17 protein-coding genes and 1 pseudogene are annotated in these 22,891 nt (G+C 61.9%); 4 read left to right on the top strand and 14 right to left on the bottom strand.

The window, feature by feature from the left end:
- Positions 1-51: 51 nt before the first annotated feature.
- The 3 genes from ACO06O_RS06400 to hutG are packed head-to-tail and all read left to right on the top strand — an operon-like array spanning position 52 to position 2,506.
- The gene (locus ACO06O_RS06400; protein WP_421877497.1) at positions 52-714 is read left to right on the top strand and encodes a dienelactone hydrolase family protein; all 663 of its coding nucleotides are present in this window, start codon (positions 52-54) and stop codon (positions 712-714) included.
- Between the two features lie 10 nt (positions 715-724).
- On the top strand, positions 725-1,651 hold the full coding sequence (locus ACO06O_RS06395) for an endonuclease/exonuclease/phosphatase family protein (protein ID WP_421877495.1): 927 nt from the start codon (positions 725-727) through the stop codon (positions 1,649-1,651).
- Positions 1,652-1,708: 57 nt separating this feature from the next.
- Positions 1,709-2,506, top strand: a complete 798-nt coding sequence (gene hutG / locus ACO06O_RS06390) for an N-formylglutamate deformylase (protein WP_421877493.1) — start codon at positions 1,709-1,711, stop codon at positions 2,504-2,506.
- Positions 2,507-2,528: 22 nt separating this feature from the next.
- On the opposite strand, the gene ACO06O_RS06385 is transcribed toward hutG, so the two are convergent.
- Positions 2,529-2,900 (bottom strand): VOC family protein, encoded by a 372-nt coding sequence (locus ACO06O_RS06385; protein ID WP_421877491.1) that lies wholly within the window; start codon positions 2,898-2,900, stop codon positions 2,529-2,531.
- Positions 2,901-2,940: 40 nt separating this feature from the next.
- Between ACO06O_RS06385 and ACO06O_RS06380 the strand changes: the two genes are divergently transcribed.
- Complete coding sequence (locus tag ACO06O_RS06380) at positions 2,941-3,489, top strand: winged helix-turn-helix transcriptional regulator (RefSeq protein ID WP_421877489.1); 549 nt, start codon at positions 2,941-2,943, stop codon at positions 3,487-3,489.
- A gap of 18 nt (positions 3,490-3,507) precedes the next feature.
- Here the strand turns inward: ACO06O_RS06380 and tssA are convergent, their stop codons facing one another.
- From tssA to tssH, 13 genes and pseudogenes are all read right to left on the bottom strand, one after another.
- Positions 3,508-4,689, bottom strand: coding sequence for a type VI secretion system protein TssA (tssA, locus tag ACO06O_RS06375; protein WP_421877487.1), 1,182 nt, complete (start codon positions 4,687-4,689; stop codon positions 3,508-3,510).
- A 2-nt stretch (positions 4,690-4,691) separates the two neighbouring features.
- The gene (locus tag ACO06O_RS06370) at positions 4,692-8,858 is read right to left on the bottom strand and encodes a type VI secretion protein IcmF/TssM N-terminal domain-containing protein (protein WP_421877485.1); all 4,167 of its coding nucleotides are present in this window, start codon (positions 8,856-8,858) and stop codon (positions 4,692-4,694) included.
- Positions 8,859-8,874: 16 nt separating this feature from the next.
- Positions 8,875-9,828 carry a DotU family type IV/VI secretion system protein gene (locus ACO06O_RS06365; protein WP_421877483.1) on the bottom strand — a complete coding sequence of 318 codons (954 nt, stop codon included), beginning with the start codon at positions 9,826-9,828 and terminating at the stop codon, positions 8,875-8,877.
- Positions 9,829-9,837: 9 nt separating this feature from the next.
- Complete coding sequence (tssK, locus tag ACO06O_RS06360) at positions 9,838-11,190, bottom strand: type VI secretion system baseplate subunit TssK (protein WP_421877481.1); 1,353 nt, start codon at positions 11,188-11,190, stop codon at positions 9,838-9,840.
- Between the two features lie 103 nt (positions 11,191-11,293).
- Complete coding sequence (locus tag ACO06O_RS06355) at positions 11,294-11,779, bottom strand: hypothetical protein (RefSeq protein ID WP_421877479.1); 486 nt, start codon at positions 11,777-11,779, stop codon at positions 11,294-11,296.
- Between the two features lie 20 nt (positions 11,780-11,799).
- Positions 11,800-12,963, bottom strand: a complete 1,164-nt coding sequence (locus ACO06O_RS06350; RefSeq protein ID WP_421877477.1) for an SPOR domain-containing protein — start codon at positions 12,961-12,963, stop codon at positions 11,800-11,802.
- Positions 12,964-13,372: 409 nt separating this feature from the next.
- Positions 13,373-13,477, bottom strand: a pseudogene (locus ACO06O_RS06345) (type VI secretion protein); the annotation flags it as partial.
- 206 nt (positions 13,478-13,683) lie between these two features.
- Positions 13,684-14,814, bottom strand: coding sequence for an ATP-binding protein (locus ACO06O_RS06340; protein WP_421877474.1), 1,131 nt, complete (start codon positions 14,812-14,814; stop codon positions 13,684-13,686).
- Positions 14,811-15,272, bottom strand: a complete 462-nt coding sequence (locus ACO06O_RS06335; RefSeq protein ID WP_421877472.1) for a response regulator — start codon at positions 15,270-15,272, stop codon at positions 14,811-14,813. Before ACO06O_RS06335 ends, ACO06O_RS06340 begins: the two co-directional genes overlap by 4 nt.
- A gap of 14 nt (positions 15,273-15,286) precedes the next feature.
- Positions 15,287-16,981: a sensor histidine kinase gene (locus ACO06O_RS06330; protein WP_421877469.1), complete on the bottom strand. Its 1,695-nt coding sequence runs from the start codon at positions 16,979-16,981 to the stop codon at positions 15,287-15,289.
- An 82-nt stretch (positions 16,982-17,063) separates the two neighbouring features.
- Positions 17,064-17,957 carry a toxin-antitoxin system YwqK family antitoxin gene (locus tag ACO06O_RS06325; RefSeq protein ID WP_421877466.1) on the bottom strand — a complete coding sequence of 298 codons (894 nt, stop codon included), beginning with the start codon at positions 17,955-17,957 and terminating at the stop codon, positions 17,064-17,066.
- 4 nt (positions 17,958-17,961) lie between these two features.
- Entirely contained in the window at positions 17,962-20,145 is a 2,184-nt protein-coding gene (locus tag ACO06O_RS06320; RefSeq protein WP_421877464.1) for a type VI secretion system Vgr family protein, read from the bottom strand.
- Positions 20,146-20,190: 45 nt separating this feature from the next.
- The gene (gene tssH / locus ACO06O_RS06315; protein WP_421877460.1) at positions 20,191-22,860 is read right to left on the bottom strand and encodes a type VI secretion system ATPase TssH; all 2,670 of its coding nucleotides are present in this window, start codon (positions 22,858-22,860) and stop codon (positions 20,191-20,193) included.
- Between the last annotated feature and the right edge of the window lie 31 nt (positions 22,861-22,891).

The raw sequence follows: 22,891 nt of genomic DNA, 5'->3' as shown, positions 1-22,891 counted from the left end.
CGGACGCCTTCTATCTTGGTAATGAATATGTGGAACAGGGAGGTACTCACCATGGGCGACATGATCAATTATCCGTGCCCGGACGGCAGCAGCGCGAAGGGGTATCTGGCTAAAGCCGCGACAGCAAAGGGATCCCTCGTCCTGATTCAGGAATGGTGGGGATTGAACGATCAGATCAAGCGTGTCGCGGACCGGTTCGCGGCTGCGGGGTATACCACCCTGGCCCCGGATCTCTTCGACGGCCGCGTCACCCAGGACGCGGACGAGGCCAGTCACATGATGACTGGGCTGGATTTCCCGGGCGCCGCCAACCAGGACATTCGCGGCGCGCTGCAGTTCCTAAAGGCCGGTGGCGGCAAGGCTGCCGTGTTGGGATTCTGCATGGGCGGTGCGCTGACGATCATCGCAGGGGTCAAGCTTTCCGAATGCGATGCCGCTGTCTGCTATTACGGCATTCCCCCGAAGGAAGCGGCCGATCCGGCCCAAATGCGCGTGCCTTTCCTGGGCCATTTCGCGACCCAGGACGATTGGTGCACGCCGGAGGCCGTCGCGGCCCTGAAGCAGGACATGGCCCAGGTCGCGACGCCGGTCGAGATCTTCGAATACGAAGGCGAGCACGGCTTTTTCAACGACAACAGGACGGTCTATGACAAGGCCGCATCCGACCTGAGTTGGACCCGCAGCATCGCCTTCCTGGAACGGACCCTGGGCTGAGTCCGGAACGGTGTCGTCGGCGCGTCTGGCGGTTCTGGCGACCGCTGTTCTGACCTTTCTGAGCTTTTGCGGGCCGTTTTCGGATACGCTCGAACTGCTGTCGCATTGGCGCGTCCAGATCCTGGGTCTCGCGATCCTGTCGGCCGTTTATGCGGCCTGGCGCGGCAGCCGCAGGATCCAGTTGGCCGCCCTTGCCGTATGCCTGCTGAACGCCTGGCCCTTGGCTCAACACCTTTCGCGGTCCGCGCCGCTGGCCTCGGGTGCCGCTCAACCGACCGACATCACCGTGCTGGCCGCAAATCTGCACGGCGGTCATGTCGAGGCCCTGTCTTTCGGCACACTTCTGGACGAAACCAAGCCCGATATCGTTGTCCTGACAGAAGTGACGAAAGCCACCGAGACCCTGATCCGGTCGCGCTTGCCCGACCTCCATTTCGCCTGGTCGGGAAATCCGCACCGCCTGTTCTCGGCACTGATCGGTATCCGGGGGCAGAAGCCGGAACTGACAGTACGCGACACGCTACCGGAACATAATCTGCCCTGGGCCAGTTTCCGAGCCTGCCCAAAGGCTTGCGCATCCGTTATCGCTGTCCACAGCCCCCATCCGGACGGCCTGTCACCCTTCAATGCACAGTCGCTTCAGTTCTCGGACATCGCCGTGGAAGCCGACGCAATCCGGCCGGATATCTTGCTGGGCGATCTGAACACCACCCCCTGGTCACCGCATTATGTCAGGCTGATGGACCGGACGGGCCTAAAGGACGCGGCATCGGGCATCGGCTGGGTCAATACATGGCTTTCCGCCCTGCCCGGTCTGGGCCTGCGTTTGGACCATATACTTGTCGGCCCGAAGGTGGCCGTACGCGCTTACCGGGTCGGTCCCAATATCGGTTCAGACCACCGGCCGGTCATCGCCAAATTGGTGGTGACGGAATAGCGCGCTCCTCACTACTTCCCGCTTGTACCGACGGCCGGACGGACTACTCTGCGGCTCATGTCGGAAACCTACACTTTGCATCGCGGGAAGACCCCGCTTCTCGTCAGCGTTCCCCATGCCGGAACCGCCGTGCCGCCGGACATCGCCGAACGCCTGTCCGACGCCGCGAAGCCGGTCCCCGACACGGATTGGCATGTCCATACGCTTTATGATTTCGCGGCCGGTCTCGGCGCGTCTGTCCTGATCGCGCACTACTCGCGCTATGTCGTCGATCTGAACCGTCCGCCGGACGATGAAAGCCTCTATCCCGGCCAAACGACCACCGGTCTTGTGCCGGTGGACACGTTCGACGGCGACCCGATCTATCGTGACGATATCGATCCGGATGTGTCGGAAATCATGGCGCGGGTATCGGGATACTGGCGCCCCTATCACACGGCGCTTCGCAACGAGCTGGATCGACTGAAGAAGGTTCATGGCCATGCGGTTCTGTGGGACGCCCATTCCATCGCGTCGCATGTGCCGCGCCTGTTCGACGGCCGCCTGCCGGATTTCAACCTGGGAACCAATGGCGGGAAAAGCTGCGCCGAGGACTTGGCTGATGCAGTCAGGGCCAAGGCGGAAGCCGCCGCGCCGGATTTCTCATGTGTCCTGAACGGCCGGTTCAAGGGTGGCTTCATTACCCGCAACTACGGCGCGCCAAAAGACGGCTATCACGCGATACAACTCGAATTGAGCCAGGCGACTTATATGAGCGAGGGCCCGCCCTGGCCCTACCGGATCGACCTGGCAAAGAAGGTCCGGCCCCACCTGCAGGGCTTTCTGCAGACCTGCATCGATTGGCGCCCCGCCTGATCCGACTACCGGTTGGACCGGCCTACTTCGACAGGTCCTGCGCCAACATCAACGCGTTGCCATCCGGATCGTAGAAGGTGGCCGTGCTGACCATGCCTTCAATCGTCTCGGTCTCGCCGTCGAACCGCACCCCGGCATCTTCCAGGGCGGTCCTCGCTGTGGCGATATCAGGCACACCGAATACCGGCACCATATTGCCTGGCATCGGTTCCATCTGCTCCCCAAGACCCAACGTCACGCCTTCCGTATTCGTGCGCAGTTCACTCCAGCCGGCCTCGTCGAAGTGAACCAGCAATTCGAAACCGAGGTTCTTTTCGTACCAATCGGCACTGGCATGCCGGTCGCGGACGGATAGGGCCAGGGTGATGGTATTATCCAAAGAAACGGTGGGCATGGCGCTTCCTAATGCAGTAAAAGTATAGTAACTATAATTCATGGATATCGAACTTCTTGTCAACCTCACGTCCCGGGCCTGGTCCTTGAAGATTCTGGCCCTGCTGCAGGGCGGCGTGCCGGGGCGGCAGGCGCCGTTGATCGCGGCATCCAAAGCAAGCCGAACCGCCTTTGCAGCCAGCCTGGACCATCTGTTTCGACTTGGCTTGCTGGAACGAAATCCGGGCTACGGCCATCCGTTGCGGCCCGAATTCCGCCTGACCGAGCGGGGGTCCATTGCGGCCGTATTGGCGGGACGGGTCGAGGAGATTGTCCCTGATGACAATTCCTTCGCCCTCGTGCGGCGAAGCTGGACTGTGCCCATCCTGGCGGTCACCGCCGCCCCGACGCGGTTCTCGACCATTCGGGACGGATTGGCCCCAATTACGGACCGCGCTCTGTCACAATCGTTGGTGACCTTGGAGAAACAGAACTGGATTCGGCGGGAGATCGACGTCTCTCAACGCGTCCCCTTCCCGACATATCGCGCCGTCAATGCCGGCCACCTCATAAACCGGGCAGTAGGTGTGGACGCCCCATCGGTGGATTAACGCGCAAGGTTTTTGGGGTCAGTCTTCCTTGGCCTTCTTGCCGACCGCGTCGAGACCCAACAGGCGCAAGACCCGTTGATGGTCGCCGCCGCCTTCAACCAGTTCGACCAGCAACTCGCCGAAACTCATATTACCCCAGGTGACCGCGCGTTTGACCAGATAGGGCACGGGGCTGTGCGGTTCCGTCCGGATCAGATAGTCCGCCGCTTCGCTCAGCCGCTGATAGGCCTCGGCGCGGCTTTGGATCGGTCCCGCCGGGCCGGTGGCGGGTTGCGCCTTTGTCTCGCTCGCCATCTCAGGCGCCTCCTCTGATTCAGTCGCGGCCGGCTCAGGTGCGTCCTCCACCTCTTCGACGTCACCGGGCAGGACCCCGCCCTTCTGTTCCATCCAGCCGCGCGCCCGACCTTCGATGTCCTGCAGAACCGATCTGATTCGGGCCAGGGAGGGGGATTCCTTCGGGCAGTGCTCCTCCAACAGCAAGTCGAGCCGCTCCAATTCGCCCAGGCAGGCTTCCGCCACACCAACCAGGTGGATGTAATACTCCACCGGCGTCAGCTCGACCGAGGCTTCAAACTGCGTCCGGTTAAAATACCGCTTCTGCTCTTTGGTTGCGGCATTCGGATCGCGCTGCTTCAGATTCTCGATCCGGAGCACGTCCTCCCAGTTCTTGATGCTCATCGGCTGGGCGTCGGCACCGGCCGGCGCAGTGATCTTCACCAGGCGCAGCATGATCGGAAACTGCTCGGACGCCCAACGCAAGGGGCCGAGCCGGTAATCCAGATCGCCGTCGTCGTCGATCTTGGGGTGAATGTCCGGCCAGTATTCTTCGATAAGCGAACAGGTCAGATCGATGCCCCGCCGGAAACCGCGCAGCCCTTCTTCATGGGTCCATGCTTCGGTCAGCCACAGGGCGAGATGCAGATCCTTGCTTTTTTTCGACAGGGCCTCCTGGCACAGCCGGTCGACTGCCGCCCAGTCCGCGCGTTTGACATCCGTCTCCCAAACCCCCTGGGGCAGGTTCGGATCCTCGTCGCGGCGGTGCTCCCGGATGGCGTCGAAGGTTCCTTCATAGCGAAGGTTGTCGCCGCAGGAATCCTCACCCTGCAAAGGCGCCAGCAGCGGTTCCGGGGGGCCGTCATCGACGACTTCAGGCGGCGGCGCGGCCTCTTCCTTCTCGGCATCTTCGGCGGCGTCATTCATCCTCAAGGCTCCAGGCGCGGGGCTTCATACGGGAACGGCGTCATGACCAACGGCACCGGCTGCCCTTCCTGCAACGTCGACAACTCGACCCTGAGGAACAGTCGCGCCAGCTCGATCGGGCCGCCGCCCTCCGGTCGCGTGGGGATTTCCACCCGCAGCGTATGCGGCCGGGGGTCGACAAATTCCGAGAAATCGTCCGATCCGGACCGGTGCCGGCGGATCAAATCCATCAGAGACCAGAGATTGTCATATACGATTTCGACCCGGCGGCCGTCGACCCGGATCTGCGGCTGGTCCACCGCCACGGCCGGAACCCGCGTGGAATTGTCGGCCCAGCGGAGACGCAGAGCGATCGGCTCGCCCAAACTCCACCGCAATGGCGTTTTCTCGCCCCGAAGGGTCACCACGTCCGGTCCGGAAGACAATTGCCAATCAATGACCTGATCGCCGCCGGCCTCCCGGTCGCGATTGACGCGGAAGGTGACCGCCATATCGAAAACCGGCGTGTCCTCGCCGCCGGTCGACGTCAGCCAGGGGCCGAAGAAGTCGCGTATCCGGTCCATCCGTGCCACGAATTCCAACGCCCGGTCGCGGCTGAAACCCAGATCGTCGGCCTGTTCCAGGGCGAGGCGCGCCGCTTCAACCTCCCGGTCATAACGGGCGAAGAAGGCGCGCAGATCGCGGGGCGCGGCCTCGCGCATGTCGGCTTCGAAAGGCGTCAAGGTAAACGGATAGCGGCCGGCCAAGTGGTCGTCGAACGCGTCGGCAATGGCGGAATACGCCGTCTGTGCTTCAATCCCGGCAAGATCGAGGCAACGCCCGCGGATGCCCCTACTCAACCGCGTGATCCGATCGAGGAAGAAATCCGCGGACCGGCGCTCCGCCACAGCGTCGTCCAGCGTCGCGGCACAGGTCGCAAATTTCACATCCAGCATCGGCCCGGTGATGAAGCGTTCTAATTCGGCGACCGTGTTGTCCGCCTGTTGCAGCTCATATTTCTGCAACTCCTCGATAATGCGCCGCCACTTGCCCAGCAGACCGGCCTCGCGCTCCGACAGACGGATATCCAGATTGCCCAGAAAGTCCGATACCGGCTTCACATAACCGTTCGCGATGATGCCGATACGCCCACGCTGTTGGGACAGGATATCGCGCAGCTCGAACGGGTCGCGGGCGCGGAATGCCTCCAGCGCCAAGCCGGGCGTTCCATCCCAGAAATCGAAATCGCCGCCGCGCGGAACATAAAGGGCGCCCGCAGAGAACAGGGAATCCGCCTCCTCGATAAAACCGATGGCCGTTGCGACGCTCAAATCCAGAAGGTCCAGATAGCTGTCCTCCAGGCCCAATTGATCATAGGCGCCCAGGATTTCCGACATGACGATCCCCGCCTCCCCGAAGGCGGTAACGGCGCGGCGAAGCGCGTCTTCGGATTGGACGGAAGATGTCGATCGGCCGCGCGGCGGAATAATCGCCGCCGCGACGCGGTCGTTCACTGCTCGCTCCAACATCTCGCCGCCCGCTGTCCGTACCAAAGGCTGCAAACCACGCGGCACGCGGTCGATTTCATCGCGCACGAAGGCTTCGTAGGATTCGACCAGATCCAGCCCCTCGCCGAGGATATTCGCATTCCATTCAACCGTGCTGCCGGTCGGCGGCGGACCCGGCAGGGGTTGGTGGCGGCCCTCGCGCATGAAGGGCTGAAGGAACAAGGCTTCCACGACGGCGTAGAATTCGGTCACGGCCGGGGCCAGGCGCAGAACCGTCCGGTCGCCGTCTCGGTCCAATATCGGCCCCACGGAAATCGCACGCAGATCCGGCATGGCCGTGCGCAATTCGGCCAGGCCGTTGATATGCGCGGCGTTGAAATTCGCGGCCTGCTGCGGGCCGAGCAGCCGGGACCCGCCGATCCGATCCGCTGCCGAGGCATAGGCGATCGCGGGATCGAAGGACGGGTCGTCCATCCAGGCGTATGTCGGATCTTCCATCTTCTGCCGAATTTCCGCGATCTGGCCACGCAGGTTGCGCAAGGCATCGATACTGGCGGACCGTCGGGTCGACAGATCATCCAGCGTCAGGGCCAGCTCTGACAGGGAGCGCATCAACGGGTTGCCGGCATAGAGTTCGTTCAGCGCCGCGTTCATGTAACTTTCGAACCGGCCGCCGATCTCCCGCTGATAGGCGGCCAGCGGGATTTCGCGATAGTTCGAGCCGATCAACGCGTCGCGATAGAGATCGGTATTATCCAGGAAGCTTTCCGGCAGTTGGACGCCGAACAGATAGGAAACCAGTTTGCGTATGTCTTCCAGGCTATGGGTCTCGCGCAGGGAATTGTACCGCTCCACAGCGGATTCGAAATCTCGGATCGCCAGAACATAGTCTCGCAGACGGGCATACTCCGGACCTCGCTCCGGCGGCGCTGCAAGTCCCGGTGGCGTCGCTCCTCGGCCCCCGTCCGCCATGGACGCGGCAATTCGTTCGATCGCGGAATCCTGTGCGAATCCGCCTTCGCCCCGGGGCGGAATGCGGCCCGCACCGATCGCCACACCACGTTCGTCCAGCGCCGCCCCCATCGCCTGCAGAATGAACAGGCTGAAGGCGTCCGTCGTCACGCGGACAACCCGGTCGTCCACGCCTGCAACCCAGGAGGACGGAATGAGCAGGGACGAAAAGGACCCCGTTTCCAGCGCCGCCATGCCTTCCAGCAGGACCAGAGCACGCTCTCGGCTGAACCCGGCCGACGAGGAATCGTGATCACCCGCGCGACGGTCGGCGCGCACCTCCCGAATGTCGCGGGCGACCGTTTCAATGAAGGGGGTCACCGTGGAGACGTCGCGATGAATCTCGCTATGCAGATACCAGAGGGCCAGCCCCCCGAAGACGGCGACGCCCAAGGATGCGGCCTGGGCACCCGTCGCCATCTTGTTGCGCGCGGTCAGTGCCCGTTTGACCGGTCGCGCCATGTTGCGCTCCGGGAAAATTTTGGTTTCGAACAGGTCGCGCAGGAAAACCGGATAGGCCTGACGCGATCTCGGGCCGCCATAGACCCCGGACAGAACCGGGACCGGGCGCTCCATATCGCTGAATTCAAAGCCGCTATCGCCGGTGAACCAAATGCCGCGCAGCGTGAAGCTGTCATGATAGACGCTGGGTTTGAAAATCTGGCGCAGATAGTTGCGCAGCGGTTCGCGCAATCCGTTGAATGCCGCCGGCAGCCGATAGATGTCCTCGGCGACGGCCGCCTCACCGACCGTTGCGAAAATCTCCATCTGAATGGCTTGCAGGCCCGTCCCGACCGTGTCGATCGCCTCGTCAATCCACGGCTCACGGAACTCCGTCTCGAAACTATAGGGGCTGGCCCAGCCCAGCATGTCGGCCAGGGCATGGTCCGGCAACTCGCCGACCAAGGTCTGAAAGCCTGGCAGCCGATCCAGCTTGGTCACGACGACATAGACGGGGAAGCTGAGACCCAGGCGGGTTTGCGCCTGCCAGAGCTTCTTGTAGATCGCATCGGCGCGTTGGGCGATGTCCTCTTGCGGGCGCAGCGCGCCCTGATCGTCCAGAAAATCCTCGATCGGGATCGTCAGGACGATGCCGTCGGCCGGACGGCGCGGCCGGTAGCGGTCCAGGAATCCCAGGAACCGGGTCCAGGCCTTTGAATTGGAGCCGCGCCCGTCCTTTTGCCGAAACAGGGCCCCGGCCGTGTCCAGAACGACCCCGCGGTCGAAGAACCACCATTTGCAGGCCGGGCGCAGGTCCTCGTAATCCTCCGCCGGATGGCCGACGGGCAAATCCATGCCGGTATGGGCGATCAGAGAGGACTTGCCGGATTGTTCGGGACCGACCAGCAGGTACCAGGGGATCGCATAGCGCCAATCTCGGCCCGAAACATGGCGACGCAGAATCTTCAGCGCGTGCTGAAAGCTCTTGCGCATGGGCAGAAGCGGCAGATCGTCCGGCTCCGCCGAGAATGGCTCGTAGTCCGGATCGTCGTCGACGCTCCGGACGCCATCCTCTTCGCTCTCTTCCGGATCCTTCTTCCGCATCCGACGCGTCACGATGATCAGGAAGACCGTCAGCGCGATCGCCAGAAAGACCAAGAACCCCACGATCCCGGGCAGATACGGTGTGATGCGGAAAAGCAGGTCCCGGATCGCGTCCCAAACGCTCATGATCGCCACACCCCCGTCATTGGAGATGCTCCTCCGCATCCAAGGCTTCGATCAATGGCGCCATGGCGTCATGAAAGATGAAATGGGACGCGATCAGATAGAAAATGATCACGGCCCCCAGCAGCCAGAACCAACGCGCGGGTGAAGGCAACAGACGCGCCGTCACATTGCCATGGGTGTGGTGATAGGATTCGGGAACGATCCGCGTCGACGGATCCTCCAGATCGGGCCGTTTCTGAAAAATGTAATAGTAGAGCTGCTTGCGATACTCGGCGATCCGCGCCTCGTGCCCGCCGCCGGCATAGCGGCCGCGAAATCCTAGCGTCAGGGCCATCAGATATACGACGGCAATTTCCGCCTGAACCCGGTCGCCGGTCTGCAACAGTTTTTCCAGACGCTTGAAGACGACGTCACCGGCGTTGTAGCTGCCGAAAAGTCGTGTTTCCAACAAGTCATTTCGCCAGAAGTTCCTGCCGGTCCAGTCGAGATTGATAAAAATCTCGTCGGCCAGCGCAGCCATCACATATTGCGCTTCCCGATAATAGAGAACGCCATATTCCCCGCCGCGGTGCCCCGCCTCCAAGGCCTGCATTTCCAGAAGCGTCTGAAGTTTCTGCAGCGCCTCTTCCGCCGTCATGCCAATACTGGGGCGCGCGGCTTGCGGGACAGGACCGTCGTCTTCATCCATTTCGTCCGGGTCCGCTTCCGGCGTCGGGGGCAATGGCGGCGCGGCCTCCCCTGGCAATGGCGGCGGCCCGACGGCAAATCCGGGCAATGGCGGCGGCGCGGCGGCCGGCCGGTCCGCCTCGTCGGCATGCAGATCGTAATCGCCCGGCGCACGCCCTGATTTCAGCGCCGCCTCGCGAAGCTGAATGACCTCGTCATAGAATTCTCGGAATTGGTCCAGAACATACGCGCCCGCACCGCCCATTGCGGTGGCAGCGGCGACGGAGGCGGACCGCGCAGACATGCCCGGGCCCTACCGGTCGTCGACCGACGAATTGCGGACGTAGAGAACGATTTCCTGAGGAGGTTCCCGCCGGCCGCGATCGCCGGATAAGATCGACAGGCGTTCGCCCGGAACGATATCGTCGAAATTGACTTCGATCTTGAACAGAACGACCCCACGGGTCGGTACGACATCCAGCGCTTTTTCCCGATCGATACGATGGCGCGGCGCCCCCAATACGCGCTTCGCCCGCATTGGCGTGATCACGGATTCCGATCCGATCAACGCAGTGTCCATCCAGGCGATGACATCGGATTCCGTCATGTCCGCCCGCGCGCGCACGCCGATGGTCAAATCGTCGTCGCACCATTCCGGTTCAATCTTCAGGCTGAAGATGCCGTCCGCCTCGGCAAAGGGCAGCGCCATATAGGCTTCGGAAATGCGGTCCAGCATCTGGACGACAAAGTCGTGAGCGGCGGCGAAACTGCTGCGCGGATCGTTGTGATCATAGGCGGGCAGCGCCGGTGGCACCAGGGCACCCCCCACGGCGGTCATATGCCCGACGATGCTGCAAAGCGCGAGATACAGCGGATAGGGATGACTGGAATCCGTCTTCAGCATCGCTTCGAATACCGGCAGCCCAGCAACCAGCCCGTGGATCGCGGTTTGCGACTCCTGTAGCATCGGCCGATCCGACTGGCCCAGCGGTGTGCGGGCGCGTTCGGCCAGGAACACAGCCTTTTCCCGCAGGCGTGTCGAGAGTGTCTGACACATCTCGCCAATGACCGACACACGGGTCACCGCCAATTGCGGCGGTACGAAATCGGTCAGAGTAAACGCCTCTTCCCGAAGCGCCACTCGAGCGATCGGTATGCCGACGAATTTCTGCGCCAAGGTCCCGGTCATTTGCAGCGACAGACGGGGCCGAATGCGCGGGATGGCCAATTCACCTTCACCGGTCTGCTCGTCGGCAATCGGCAGGCCCTCTGCTTCGGCATAGCGCGGCAGGTCGCCCCGGGTCGCCCGCGCACCCATACGGCGGACAGGCACGCACAGATAGACAGGCATCGCGCCACCGGACAATTCGTCCTGATGATCGGCGATATCCAGTTCCAACGGATTTCCATCGCCCTGCTGGTGACTGACGATCAGGCCGTCGGGCAGGATCGCTTCCAGTTCCAGAATGCGAAAAATACCGCTGACGAGTTGCACCGGATCGATCTTGATGTGCCGGACGCCCCAGTGGAACGGACTGCCGGTCAGCGCGTGATACGCGACCAGCTCCTCGCCGCGAATGGCCAATTGCTGGAAATGCTGCGGCGCCAGCAACATGCCCTCATGCCATTGGATGGCATCCGGCAATTCCCTTGCGGATCGCGGCATTCCCTTTCCTTTCCTGCTCCCCCGGTCAGAGCTGCGACGCGGGACCGGTTAGAAGTCCCTGATTCCGCGCCCTTGGTCAAGAAACGCAGCCGGTGCGGGCGGGTCAGGATTCGGGCGTGAACGGCGTCAGCGCGAAGTCGTCGCGCCCCAATTCAATGCGGATCCCCCGCCGCGATTCCAACCGTGCGCGGTGGGCGCCCGGCGAAAGGTAGTCCGCAAAGACAAAGGCCGCGACGGCGTTGTCGCCGGATTTGTTCTCCAGCAGCGTTTCAGGGACTTCTTCGGTCGGCAGCGTGTCGTTGGGGACGACCTCCCAGGACCGCACGCCGATCCCTTCCGGAAAATCCAGCAGGAACTGACGCTTGCGGGTGAACCATTCGACCGCAGTAAGGGTCTGCAACATGTCGACGACCGCCTGATCGTAAACGAAGACCATGTCGACACGTGTGGCCGAATTACCGTTCGCGTCCGGAGAGGAGCGGACCTGCACGGCTTCCACCTGAAAAACCGGCGAGGTCGCGGCACCGACAAGCCCGCATCCGGCCAGCAGGAGCCCGGCCAGGACAAGCGCGAACGGAACTCTCCCCACTCCCCTTCCCATCATCCGGATCACCCGGCGCCACGGTTGGCATGGACAAATGTGACGATGCCGGTCCGATCCCTCAGACTGCGAACCGCCTCCAATGCCTCCGCCCGCGTTCGGAAAGCGCCCGCCCGGACATAGTAGAGCACCGTGCCCGACACTCCGGTTTCCTCGGCGATCCCGCCTTGCGCAACACGCGCGATTTCCCGGACCAACGCCTCGGCGTTGCTGCGGTCCCGGAATGCCCCGAACTGCAGCGAGTAATTGCCAGACGGCGCGGTGAGACGGCCATCCGGAGGCGCGCTGGCCACTGCCTGCCGGGGTGGCTCCGCGGGCTTGGACGGCGGGAAGATGATCGCGTCCGTCACGACGACACCGCTACTGCGTGGCGTGGACTGCGTCGCTTCCGGGCCGGTCTGTCTGTCCAGAGTGCCGGATTGAGGCGCGGCAATGACCGAACCCGTCACCGGCTGTGTCGGCGCCGCCATCGGGGCTGGCGCAGCGGCACGGTTATCTTCGCCCAAGGCGGATTGACGCGCGGCCTCGGCGGCGGCGATTTCGGGCGACGGCGCGGGTAAGGGTTCGCGACCCGCGGTAGCACTGGGCACCACGGAGCGTCCGGCGTTTTCTGCGGCGGTGCCGCCCGGCGTCGCAGCCCGCTCCGAACCGGATACCCCGGCGGCGACACCTTGTGTCCTCTCCTCCGCCGGCATCGGGGCCGTACGGATCGCGAGTTCGCCACCTTCGTCCGGTTCACCGAAGATCAGCACCGCCGACAGAAAGCCGGCTACAAAGATGATGAAGATCGACAAGGCCGCCCCGCCGATCAACGCGCCCATGGTTGCGAAGGACGCGGCGTTACGACCGCGCGATGCCGGATGCGCGATCTTCGGCGCATCCTCATAGGCGTCGTCGCGATAGCTGCGCGGACTCGGCTCCATATGTTCAAAGAGTTGGGTGATGCTGAGCCGTTCGGCATGCCGCCCCGCCTCTGCACGTCCGGGCGCCGAAGGTTTCCAGGCATTGCCGCCATCTCGGCGCGGATCGGACCCCAGCGCCGGATCGGGCGACCACCCGCCCCGCGCACCGGCACGCAAATCCGATCGCCCCTCTATCCGGGACGGTTCGACCGGCAATCCGATCCGGGGACCAGTACGCCCGATATGTCTGCCGCCGCTTCTGCCGCTCATCCGGCTTACCCTCAGTTCGAAAAAATGCCGCGCCCCCAGTATCTTGTGGGTCATTCTGAACGTCACGCCAGATATCGGATCACGCACCCATATTGTAACACCCGGCGAATCCGAGGATCAAGAAAGGAAATGCAAGAAAAAACAAGTAATTAGAGATCAACATATAGCATGAACATTAAGCCGAAACACAGGATATCGGATGCCGCGATTCCTGCCAAAAGGAACAAAATAGAGTCATGCGGCAGACCGGCACATAGCCGATGCTACATCTAATTTTACTTGAATCTGACTGCCTATATTCGGCGCCTTGATACCCGTGTCAGGGCAGAAGCACGGTCGGCATCGGGACGACGATTGCCCCACCATGCGCACAGGTATCGCCAATTCGGGACATTGGGATCCCGCCGGCCAGGGCAGTCGGGGACCCCATTACGACAGAATCCGGCGGACCCACACAGACCGCCACGGACCCCGGACCGATCGCCGGCAGACCACCAAGCAAGACCGTCGGCATCGAAGGCGACGACACCGGGCCCCCGACATGGGGCACGATACCTGTCACCATCGGACAGACATGCATTGCAGTCACAGTCGCGGCGGGCACCGCCATAGCAGACTTTCCCGGTAGTAAGGTTTGCACCGAGGGAAAAGACTATGGCTGTTCGCGGCCGTTAGGAAGCCTGGATTTCATGCCTGGCCAGGCGCATCCCCCGGTGAGGCTCAAAGCTTGGTCGGAGTCAGGGTGAAGCTGAGAACCGAGCCGCCTCCGGCATTCGGTTCGCACCAGATCGACCCGTCATGACGCTCCACAATACGTCGGCAGGTGGCTAGGCCGATGCCACTGCCTTCGATTCCACGTTCCGGATCGACCCGATGGAACATCTCGAATATCCGTTCGCGATGCTCTTCCGGCACCCCCCGACCATTGTCGGCGACGGCGACAATGACCTGGTGTTCCCGCTCACGGACCGCAATCCGAATCCTGGGCGGCGCTTCGCCCCGATACTTCAGCGAATTGCCGATCAGGTTCTGCAGCAACAACAGCAGCAGACCATGATCGCCAATAACCGCCGGTGCAGCCTCAGGCAATACCAGTTCGGCCCCTGCCTCTTCAATCCGGTCGGCCATCAGTTTGCGCACATCTGAGAACACGCCATCCAGCGGCACGCAACCAGCCAGGGCCTTGTCCTGCTTCACCGTCGAAAACTGGTAAAGCGCGTGCAGCATACGATCCATGCGGTCCAGTCCCTCGGTGATGTTGCCGAGATACTCGTACCGCTTGTCCGGGGGCATATCCGGGTTGAGCTGCAGCATCTCGCTGTAGCCTTTGACGAAGTTTATCGGGTTACGCAGGTCATGAGCCAGACGCGCCGCGAAATTCGTCAGATCCGCGTTGCTGCGCTCCAGTGCAGCGTGATAGCGCCGCAACTGCCGCTGAATTCGAAAGCGCTCGACCGCCGTATCAACCGACCGACGGATGCTGTTGCGCGTCAGCCGGTCCTTGGTCAGGTAATCTGTCGCTCCAAGACGCACCGTGTCGGCGGCGACCGCCTCCGACCCGTTCCCCGTCACCACAATCACCGGCGGATGCTGATTGGGCATATAGGGGCTCATGTCGCGCAGAAAATCCAACCCTGTAATATCGGGCAGGCGATAGTCGATGATCATGCAGTCCGGCTGTCCGACCTGGCAGGCGTCCAACGCCTCCGAACCGGAGGAGGCCTCACGGATCCGCGCGATCTTGCCACAGCGTAGCGGCGCATTTTCCAGGCAGCGCCGCAGCATCTCCCGATCGGCGGGGGAATCGTCGACGATCAAAATGTCCAGCATCGGTTCGGTTCCTTCGCTCATGGCGGAAGCTCCGCCACATCGCGCCAGTACTTCAATAGCCCTTCCAGTGCCTGGACCAGGGAATCGAAATCGGGCGGCTTGGTTACAAAGCCGTTAGCCCCCTCCCGATAGGCCGATTTGATATCACGGCCTGACCGGGAACTGGAAAAGATTACAACCGGGATATGATTAAATTTTTCGTTTGTTTTTAATGTGCTGAGGACCTGCAATCCGTTCGCTTCAGGCAGGCTGAGATCCAGAAGAACGAGGTCCGGCAAGTCCTCGTCCCGCCCCAGGCGCTGCTCCAAATGGGTCAGAGCATCCCCGCCGGAACCGACGGAATCGAGACTGTGCCCTCCCCCAACCCGGCGCAGCGCCCGCGCTACGGATTCGACGTCAATGACGTTGTCATCGACCAACAGCAAACTGCAGCCCTGATCCATGCGACTCGTCTGTCCGTAACCGGGCATGGCGATCATGGTCTTGTCTCCGATCAGGCTGACAGCGTGAAATAGAACACAGAACCGCCGCCTTCTACGGGGCGCGTCCAGATTGTCCCGCCATGCCGGTCGACGATGCGCTTGGCGATGCTGAGACCGACGCCATGGGAGTCCCCATTATCATCGTTGTTCGACAGTTTACGGAACACCGTGAATATCTCGTTACGCGACTTTTCGGGAATGCCGATCCCATTGTCACGGACGAAGAAGACCGGCCCGGACGTCTTGCGCAAGACCGACAAGGCATCACCATCCGGAAGATCGGACACGGATCGAACCCAGCCGATTTCCACCATCTTCGATTCCGAATGATTGTACTTTAGGGCGTTGGCAATCAAGTTGCGATAAAGTTGCTGAACCTGCTCGGAATCGACCCGCATCGTTGGCATTTTGTCATCGACTTTCACCACGCCGTCCTGGGTGGCGATGTAACTGGCCAAGGTTTCAACCGCCGCCTGGGCGCACTCACCGATATTTGCCCGGTTGACCGGATTCCAGCGTCGTCCGCTCTTTGCCAACCGGTACAAGGAATCGATCATACCCTGAAGCCGCGATGCCATGGTTCGGATGTCGATCAGGCGCGACTTCACATCCTCGGGCAGGTCGTCCGGGTGATCCTCCAAAGCAAACGTCGCATAGTGCGAAATGCCGCGCAGCGGCTCCTTCAGGTCGTGAGAGGCGGTATGGGCGAAACTGTCCAGCTCGGTATTACTGATCTCCAATTGGCGTGCATACTCCGCCTGCTCGATCTGTGCGCGTTCACGCATCGCCACTTCGTCGACCAATTGCTTGTTCACTTCCAGCAATTCGTTTTGAGCCGACTTCTGGGCTGTCACATCGGTGGCAATTCCCCCGACGGCGATAACGACGCCCCCTTCCGACAAGATGGGGAATTTGGTCGATACGATCGCCTTCACCTCGTCAGAGGTCGTCAGCGGTTCCTCCTCACGCAGCGGGCGGCGCGTCGCGATGACCTGACGGTCATTCCGGACAAAGGTGTCCGCCATATGAGGGGGCAGAATGTCATGGTCGGTAAAGCCGATCGCCCGATCTCTCGGAATGCCGGTTATCTTCGACCATTCTTCGTTGACCAATTGATACCGGTTGTCGACGCCTTTGACCCAAATCGCCGACCCGGCATTGCCGATGATCGATTCCAAGAAGCGCGACTGTTCCCGTAGCCGCCGATTGACGTCCTGAAGCTCTTCAGTGCGTTCGGCGACGCGGACTTCAAGCTCATCCCGCGCACGGCGAAGATTGGTTTCCGCTTCGCGCCGCACTTCGATCTCGTCCTGAAGCGCCCGGTTCGCCGTTTTCAGATCGCCGGGGGATGGCAGCGCGATAAGCTGCGGCATGATGGCCCAGACAACGATGGCGGTGGAAACCGACGCCAGGGCCGTCAGCATCTTGGCTGTCGCCTGCACGCCATAGATCGGATACCAGATCGTCACCAGGTCGGCGACATGGGTGATCCCGCACCACAGGATGAACAGGATGAACAAATGGGCGATCCATTTGAACTCCAGATCCTTGCGCTCCTTGGCGAAGTACATGATCGCCAGCGGGATCGAAAAGTAGGAAAGCGCGATTACCGCGTCTGATCCGACATGGGTTACAATCAGATCTGGATCTTCCGCGAAACAAATCGAATGCGGCATGTACCGCTCAAGCGAAAAGAAATCCCACATGGGTGCTCCATACCGGTAGCCGAGACCACGTTGCGTCTCAGGATAGCACCCATACGTCTTAACGAAGATTTAACGGTTCAACTTATTCTTCAGCCTCTTCATCCATTTCACGCCGGCCAAACCGCGTTTTCTCGAGCTTTGGTCCTATTGGTTCCCCGTCGCGAAATTCCTGCCGAAAGGCTTCCTTCGATTTATGGTTGTATTCTACAGACCAGCCGTGAAGTTTATCGTCGCGATACCGGCTTTCCTTCAGGACGGTACCGTTGGGCAGCATTTCGACGGCCGGCCCGTTCAACTTTCCTGCAACGAAGGTCTCGCGCTTGACCAAATGGCCTTCCAAATCGAAATAACGCGCTTCCCCGTGCTTTTTTCCGTCCTTGTAGGGGATTTTGGCCATCGCCTTGCCGATCGGTGAATAGGTCGTCAGCCACCCGTTCTCCAAATCCGACTTGAACTCTATCTCCATCAACCTCTGGCCCTTTTCATAGAAGACGCACAATCCTTCCTTGCGTCCGCGTACGAAGACCACGGTCTGCTGAACCTCGCCATCATCATTGAAGAAGACGGTCTCCCCGTCCAGATAGCCGTTCACATAGATCGAACGCTGGGTCATGCGTCCGTCGCTATAGAACTCCGAAGGGCCGTTCAGGACGCCGTTGTTGAAATGGTGCCGCGCGGTCGGCCTGCCTTGGCTGTATTCGATGTATTCGCCATGCAGCTTGCCGTCTCGATGGTTCGAAAGCTGGACGATTTCCCCGTCCGAATAGAAACGGTTCTCGCCATGCAGCTTGCCGGCCCGGAAATTGCCCCATTGGGACAGTTCTCCATCGGTATAGAACTGCGCAACGCCGTCCAGCTTGCCGTCGGCGATGGTGTATTCCGCCTTCGGACGGCCCTCGTCATCCCGTTCCTGGTAAATGCCGTCCGGCGGCCGGGGTTTGGCCTTCTTCTTCGGGGGGTCGCCGTTTTCCGCCATGTGCCTAGCCCAGCTTTGCGATCGCGGCTTGCAGCATCGCCATCACACCGCCCTTAAGCGTGCCGTTCAATCCGCCCTCATAGGTGCCGGACAATCCGCCCTTCGCCGTCAGGGACAGACCGCCCTCCTGCTTCAGGCTCATGCCGCCCTTCATTTCCATGGACATGCCGCCTTCTTCCTTCAGCGACATCCCGGCCTTCGATTCCGTGTTCATGCCGGATTTCAGGGTCAGCTTCATACCAGCGTCGTCCGTGACGTTCATGCCGCCCTTGTTCGTCAGGTTCATATCCGCCTTGTTGTCCATGTTCATACCGGCGGTGTTGGTCATGTTCTGGCCCGCCGAATTGTCCATGTTCATACCGGCATCGTTGGAAATGTTCTGACCGGCGGAGGTGTCGATACTCTGCCCGGCCTCCACACTGATGTTCTTGCCGGCCTTGATCGTGATATTGCCATCGACATCGATGGTCAGGTCGCCGGACACGGTCAGCGAATAGTCGCCGGTGACCTTGTGAGTGAACCCGTCGCCGGTGGTGTGGTCCTGCGCCCCGTCGATCTTGAGCGTCCGCGTACCCTTGACGTAATGGTCCTCATTCCCGGTGTTGATCTTGGAAGTCCGATTGCCCTTTTCGACGGTCAGCGTGTCATCGGATTCGTTGATCGTCGTGGTCCGCGCATTTTCGACGACGCTGTTCCAGTCCTTTTGGGCGTGCAGGTAGACCTCTTCCTCACCCGCCTTGTCCTCGAACCGGAATTCGTTGAACCCGTCGCCGCCCTTGGACGAGTTGGATTTGATCGTGAACTTGGTCTGGTCGTCCGGCAGCGTATAGGGTTGGACCTGTTCGCCGTTATAGACGCAGCCGGTGATCAGCGGCCGGTCCGGGTCGCCTTCCAGGAAGGTCACGACAACTTCCATCCCGATGCGCGGCAGAAACCAACTTCCCCAGCTCTTACCAGCCCAGCCTTGGGCGACGCGGACCCAGCAGGACGTGTTCTCGTCCTTCTTGCCTTCGCGGTCCCAGTGGAACTGGACCTTCACGCGGCCGAACTCGTCGGTCCAGATCTCCTCTCCCGACTTGCCGGTCACCAGGGCCGTCTGCGTGCCGTGGATGCGGGGCATGCGAGTGCGGCGGCCCGGCCGGTAGGCCAGCGATTTGGGAAAGGCGCGGAACGTGTTCTCATAGCGGTCTTCCTCGGCCCGGACCGACAGTTCGCCCAGGACGTATTCGTCGTTCAGCGATTCCCGCCCATGCCAGATCAGCGAGAAGGAATAGCCCGCCGTGAAGGATTTCATCTGGGAACGGCCGTCGAGCGATTTCGACAGCGCCTCGAATTCCTGAACGCGGATATTGGCCCGGCCGTCACCGGCGCTTTTGGCCATATAGCCGCCCGGATACTCATAGACTTCCATATCCGAACCGGTACCGTCCCCGTCCGCGGTCGTTGCCAGTTCGGTCGACGGCGTTTCGAAATTATAATCGTCGGTGGCGAAATGGTCGGACACGACCCGTTCGGCATAGGACAATTGCAGGATCGCGTCTTCGTCCTCGCGCCCCTGCTGGCCGGTCGGGCGATAGGTCGCCGTATCAAACCCTTCGCAGGGCGCATGGGCGTCGGCATCGTCGGCCAGGACCAGCGTGTGCTTTCCGTCCTCGTGCCGGTGGTAATAGAAAATCCCTTCATCCTCGAACAGACGGTTCAGGAAGTCGAAGACAGTCTCGTTATACTGCACGCAATATGTCCGCGCCGTGTAGGACGAGGTCGTCTCATCCGCGAAATTCGTGACGCCGATCTCTCCCAGCACCTTGGCGGCGATATCGGTCACGGACATGTCCTGAAAGATGCGGCAATCCGTCTTGCGCGTGCCCAGCCAGAATTTCGGCCGGATGACGGCGCGATAGGTCCAGAAACGCGGGTCGGAATCGTGCTGCGAGAATTCCGTGACCATGCCGTCGAAATAGCGGGCGCTTTCACCGTCCGACATATCGATCTTCGCAGTCACCGTCTGGCCGACGATGCTGGCGAAATCGACCTCCGGATCCTCGGACATCATTTCCAGCTCATACCGGAACAGGGTCGACAGCCCCTCGGTCCCGCGGATAGCGCGCAGAATCATGGTGTCGGTGCCCAAGGGGGTCGTTACCGACAGATAGCGGTTCTCCTGCGTAAAGCCGATCGGATCAGCCATTCCGGGACCTCATGACCGCACCGCATCGAGACCGCGGCATCGGGATTACTCGAAAGAAACGGCGAAACCGCCGCCGTCCAGGCGGACGATGGCCTTATCGAACGGCTTTTCCTCCGCCATCCGGGCAAGAACGGACTGAGCCAGGGTCGGAAGAAGATTCTGGGTCACGACATTGTCGATGGCGCGCGCGCCGCTCTCCACCTCGCCGGACCGGGCTGCAATCGCCGCCGGGATCTCCGCGTCGATGACGAGCTCGGCGCCATTGTTCTCGCGGAAACGCCGCGCGACCTTGTCCAGCTTCAGGGTAACGATATTCGCGATCTCCTCCCGGCCCAGCGGCAGGTAGGGCACGATGACCAGCCGGCCCAGGAAGGCCGGCTTGAACCGCGTCAGCAGATCAGGACGGATCTTCGCGACCAGCCCGTCCAACGACAGATCTTCGCCGGAGAAAGCGGTGTCCATGATGACCTTGTCGCCCAGATTGCTGGTCAGGATCAGGACAGTGTTCTTGAAATCGACCTCGATCCCCTCGCCGTCTTCCATCTGGCCCTTATCGAAAACCTGAAAGAACAATTCCATGACGTCGGGATGGGCTTTCTCGACCTCGTCCAGCAGCACGACGGAATAGGGGTTGCGGCGCACGGCCTCCGTTAGGACGCCACCCTGGCCATAGCCGACATAGCCCGGCGGCGCGCCCTTGAGGCCAGAGACGGTATGCGCCTCTTGAAATTCGGACATGTTGATGGTGATCAGGTTGCGCTCGCCGCCATACAGCAGCTCCGCCAGCGTCAGGGCGGTTTCCGTCTTGCCGACGCCGCTGGGCCCCGCGAACAGGAAGACGCCGACCGGCTTGCCCGGATCGTCCAGACCGGCACGGTAGGTCCGGATCCGGCGCGCCACCACATCCAGGGCGTGGTCCTGGCCGACGATCCGCGCCTTCATGCGATCTTCCAGGTCGATCACGCCCTGGATGTCGTCGCGCATCATCCGGCCAACCGGAATGCCGGTCCATCCCGCGATCACGGAGGCCACGGTATCACCGTTGACCTCGACCGGCACCATCGGCGTTTCGCCCTGCATCGCCACCAGCCGGTCGCGCAGATCGGCATAGGCCCGTCCCGGCGGTTCGCCTTCCAGCTTCTTGCCGAAAACGGCGATCATCTCATCCGCGATTTCCCGTTCCGCCTCCCAGCGCGCCGTCAGGTCGTCGCGTTCCGTCTCCGCCTCCGCCATCGACGCTTCCAGGGAATCCAGGCGCTCCGCATGGTCGTCTTCCAGAATGCGTTCGCGGCGCAGAATATCGATCTCGACCTGCAAGCGCTCCACCCGCCGGGCGGCGGCCTCGACCTCGGCCGGACGATCACCCTGCGCCACCGCGACGCGGGCGCAGGCGGTGTCCAGAACGCCGATTGCCTTATCCGGCAGTTGCCGTCCGGCGATATAGCGGGCCGACAGCGACACCGCCTCGGCGATGGCCTCGTCCAAAATGCGGACCTTGTGATGATCCTCCAGGCGGCGCGCCAACCCACGCACCATCGCGACGGCACGTTCGACATCGGGCTCGTCAACTTTCACGACCTGGAAACGGCGGGCCAGCGCCGGGTCCTTTTCGATGTACTTCTTGTATTCCGCCCAGGTGGTCGCGGCGATTGTCCGCAGCTCGCCGCGCGCCAGGGCCGGCTTCAACAGGTTCGCCGCGTCGCCCTGCCCCGCCGCGCCGCCCGCGCCGATCAGGGTATGCGCCTCGTCGATAAACAGGACGATGGGCCGCGTCGACGAACGGACAGAGTCGATCACGGATTTCAGCCGTTCTTCGAACTCACCCTTCATGGAGGCGCCGGCCTGCAGCAGGGCCAGATCCAGCACGCGCAGGTCGACGTCGCGTAACGGTTCCGGCACATCACCGTCCGCCAGACGTTGGGCCAGGCCTTCTACGACTGCAGTCTTTCCCACCCCGGCCTCGCCGGTCAGGATCGGATTGTTCTGCCGCCGCCGCATCAGAATGTCGATCATCTGACGGATCTCGCCATCGCGCCCGACGATCGGGTCGATGGCACCGACCAGGGCCTGATCCGTCAACGAGACGGTATAGAGATCGAGCGCATCGGCCTCGCCGGCCGTCGTTTCGCCGCCCTCCGCAGCAGGTTTCGGCGGTTCGGCGGGCGCCTGGCGGGCTTCCTTGCGGCGCTCCCGTGCGGCCTTTGCATCGGCCTTGCTGGCCTCAAGAGAGGTCGGCATGGCTTCCGGCGAATGCCGCAGTATTTCATTCCACGAATCGCGCAATCCATCGCGCGGGATGGTTTCGAAGGATGGCGCGCCGTCGATCAGCGGCCCCCGTATCGTTTCTGTGTCCAGCGCCGCCTGCAGCAATCCGGCGGAACGGGTGGCATTCTGTCCCAATGTCAGGGACGAGAAGACCCAGGCTTCCTGCAGCAGGTCGTTGATATGGGGCGACAGGGACGGCGTGCGCGTATTTCCGCGCCGAAATCCGTCGATGGAAACCTGCAAATCCTCCAGCAGATCGGCAATGTCGACGCCATGGGCCTTCAGGGCCTGCACCGCGTCCGTGTCGGTCTGTTCCAGCAGTTTCAGCAGAACATGCTCGACTTCGACATTGAAATTCGTCTGCTGGACGCAATAGTTCGCCGCCTGCTCCAGCGCGCGCTTGCAGGCCGGGTTCAGCTTTCCCAGCAAGGTTCTGACGTCGAGCTTCATCAGCCCAGGCTCTCCTCACGCCGTCTTGTCA

Origin of the sequence: Pacificispira sp. (assembly GCF_965228185.1) — a bacterium.
Lineage (GTDB): Bacteria > Pseudomonadota > Alphaproteobacteria > UBA8366 > Aestuariispiraceae > Pacificispira.
Note: the sequence above shows the minus strand (reverse complement) of the source record. Positions and strands in the feature narration are given on the sequence as shown.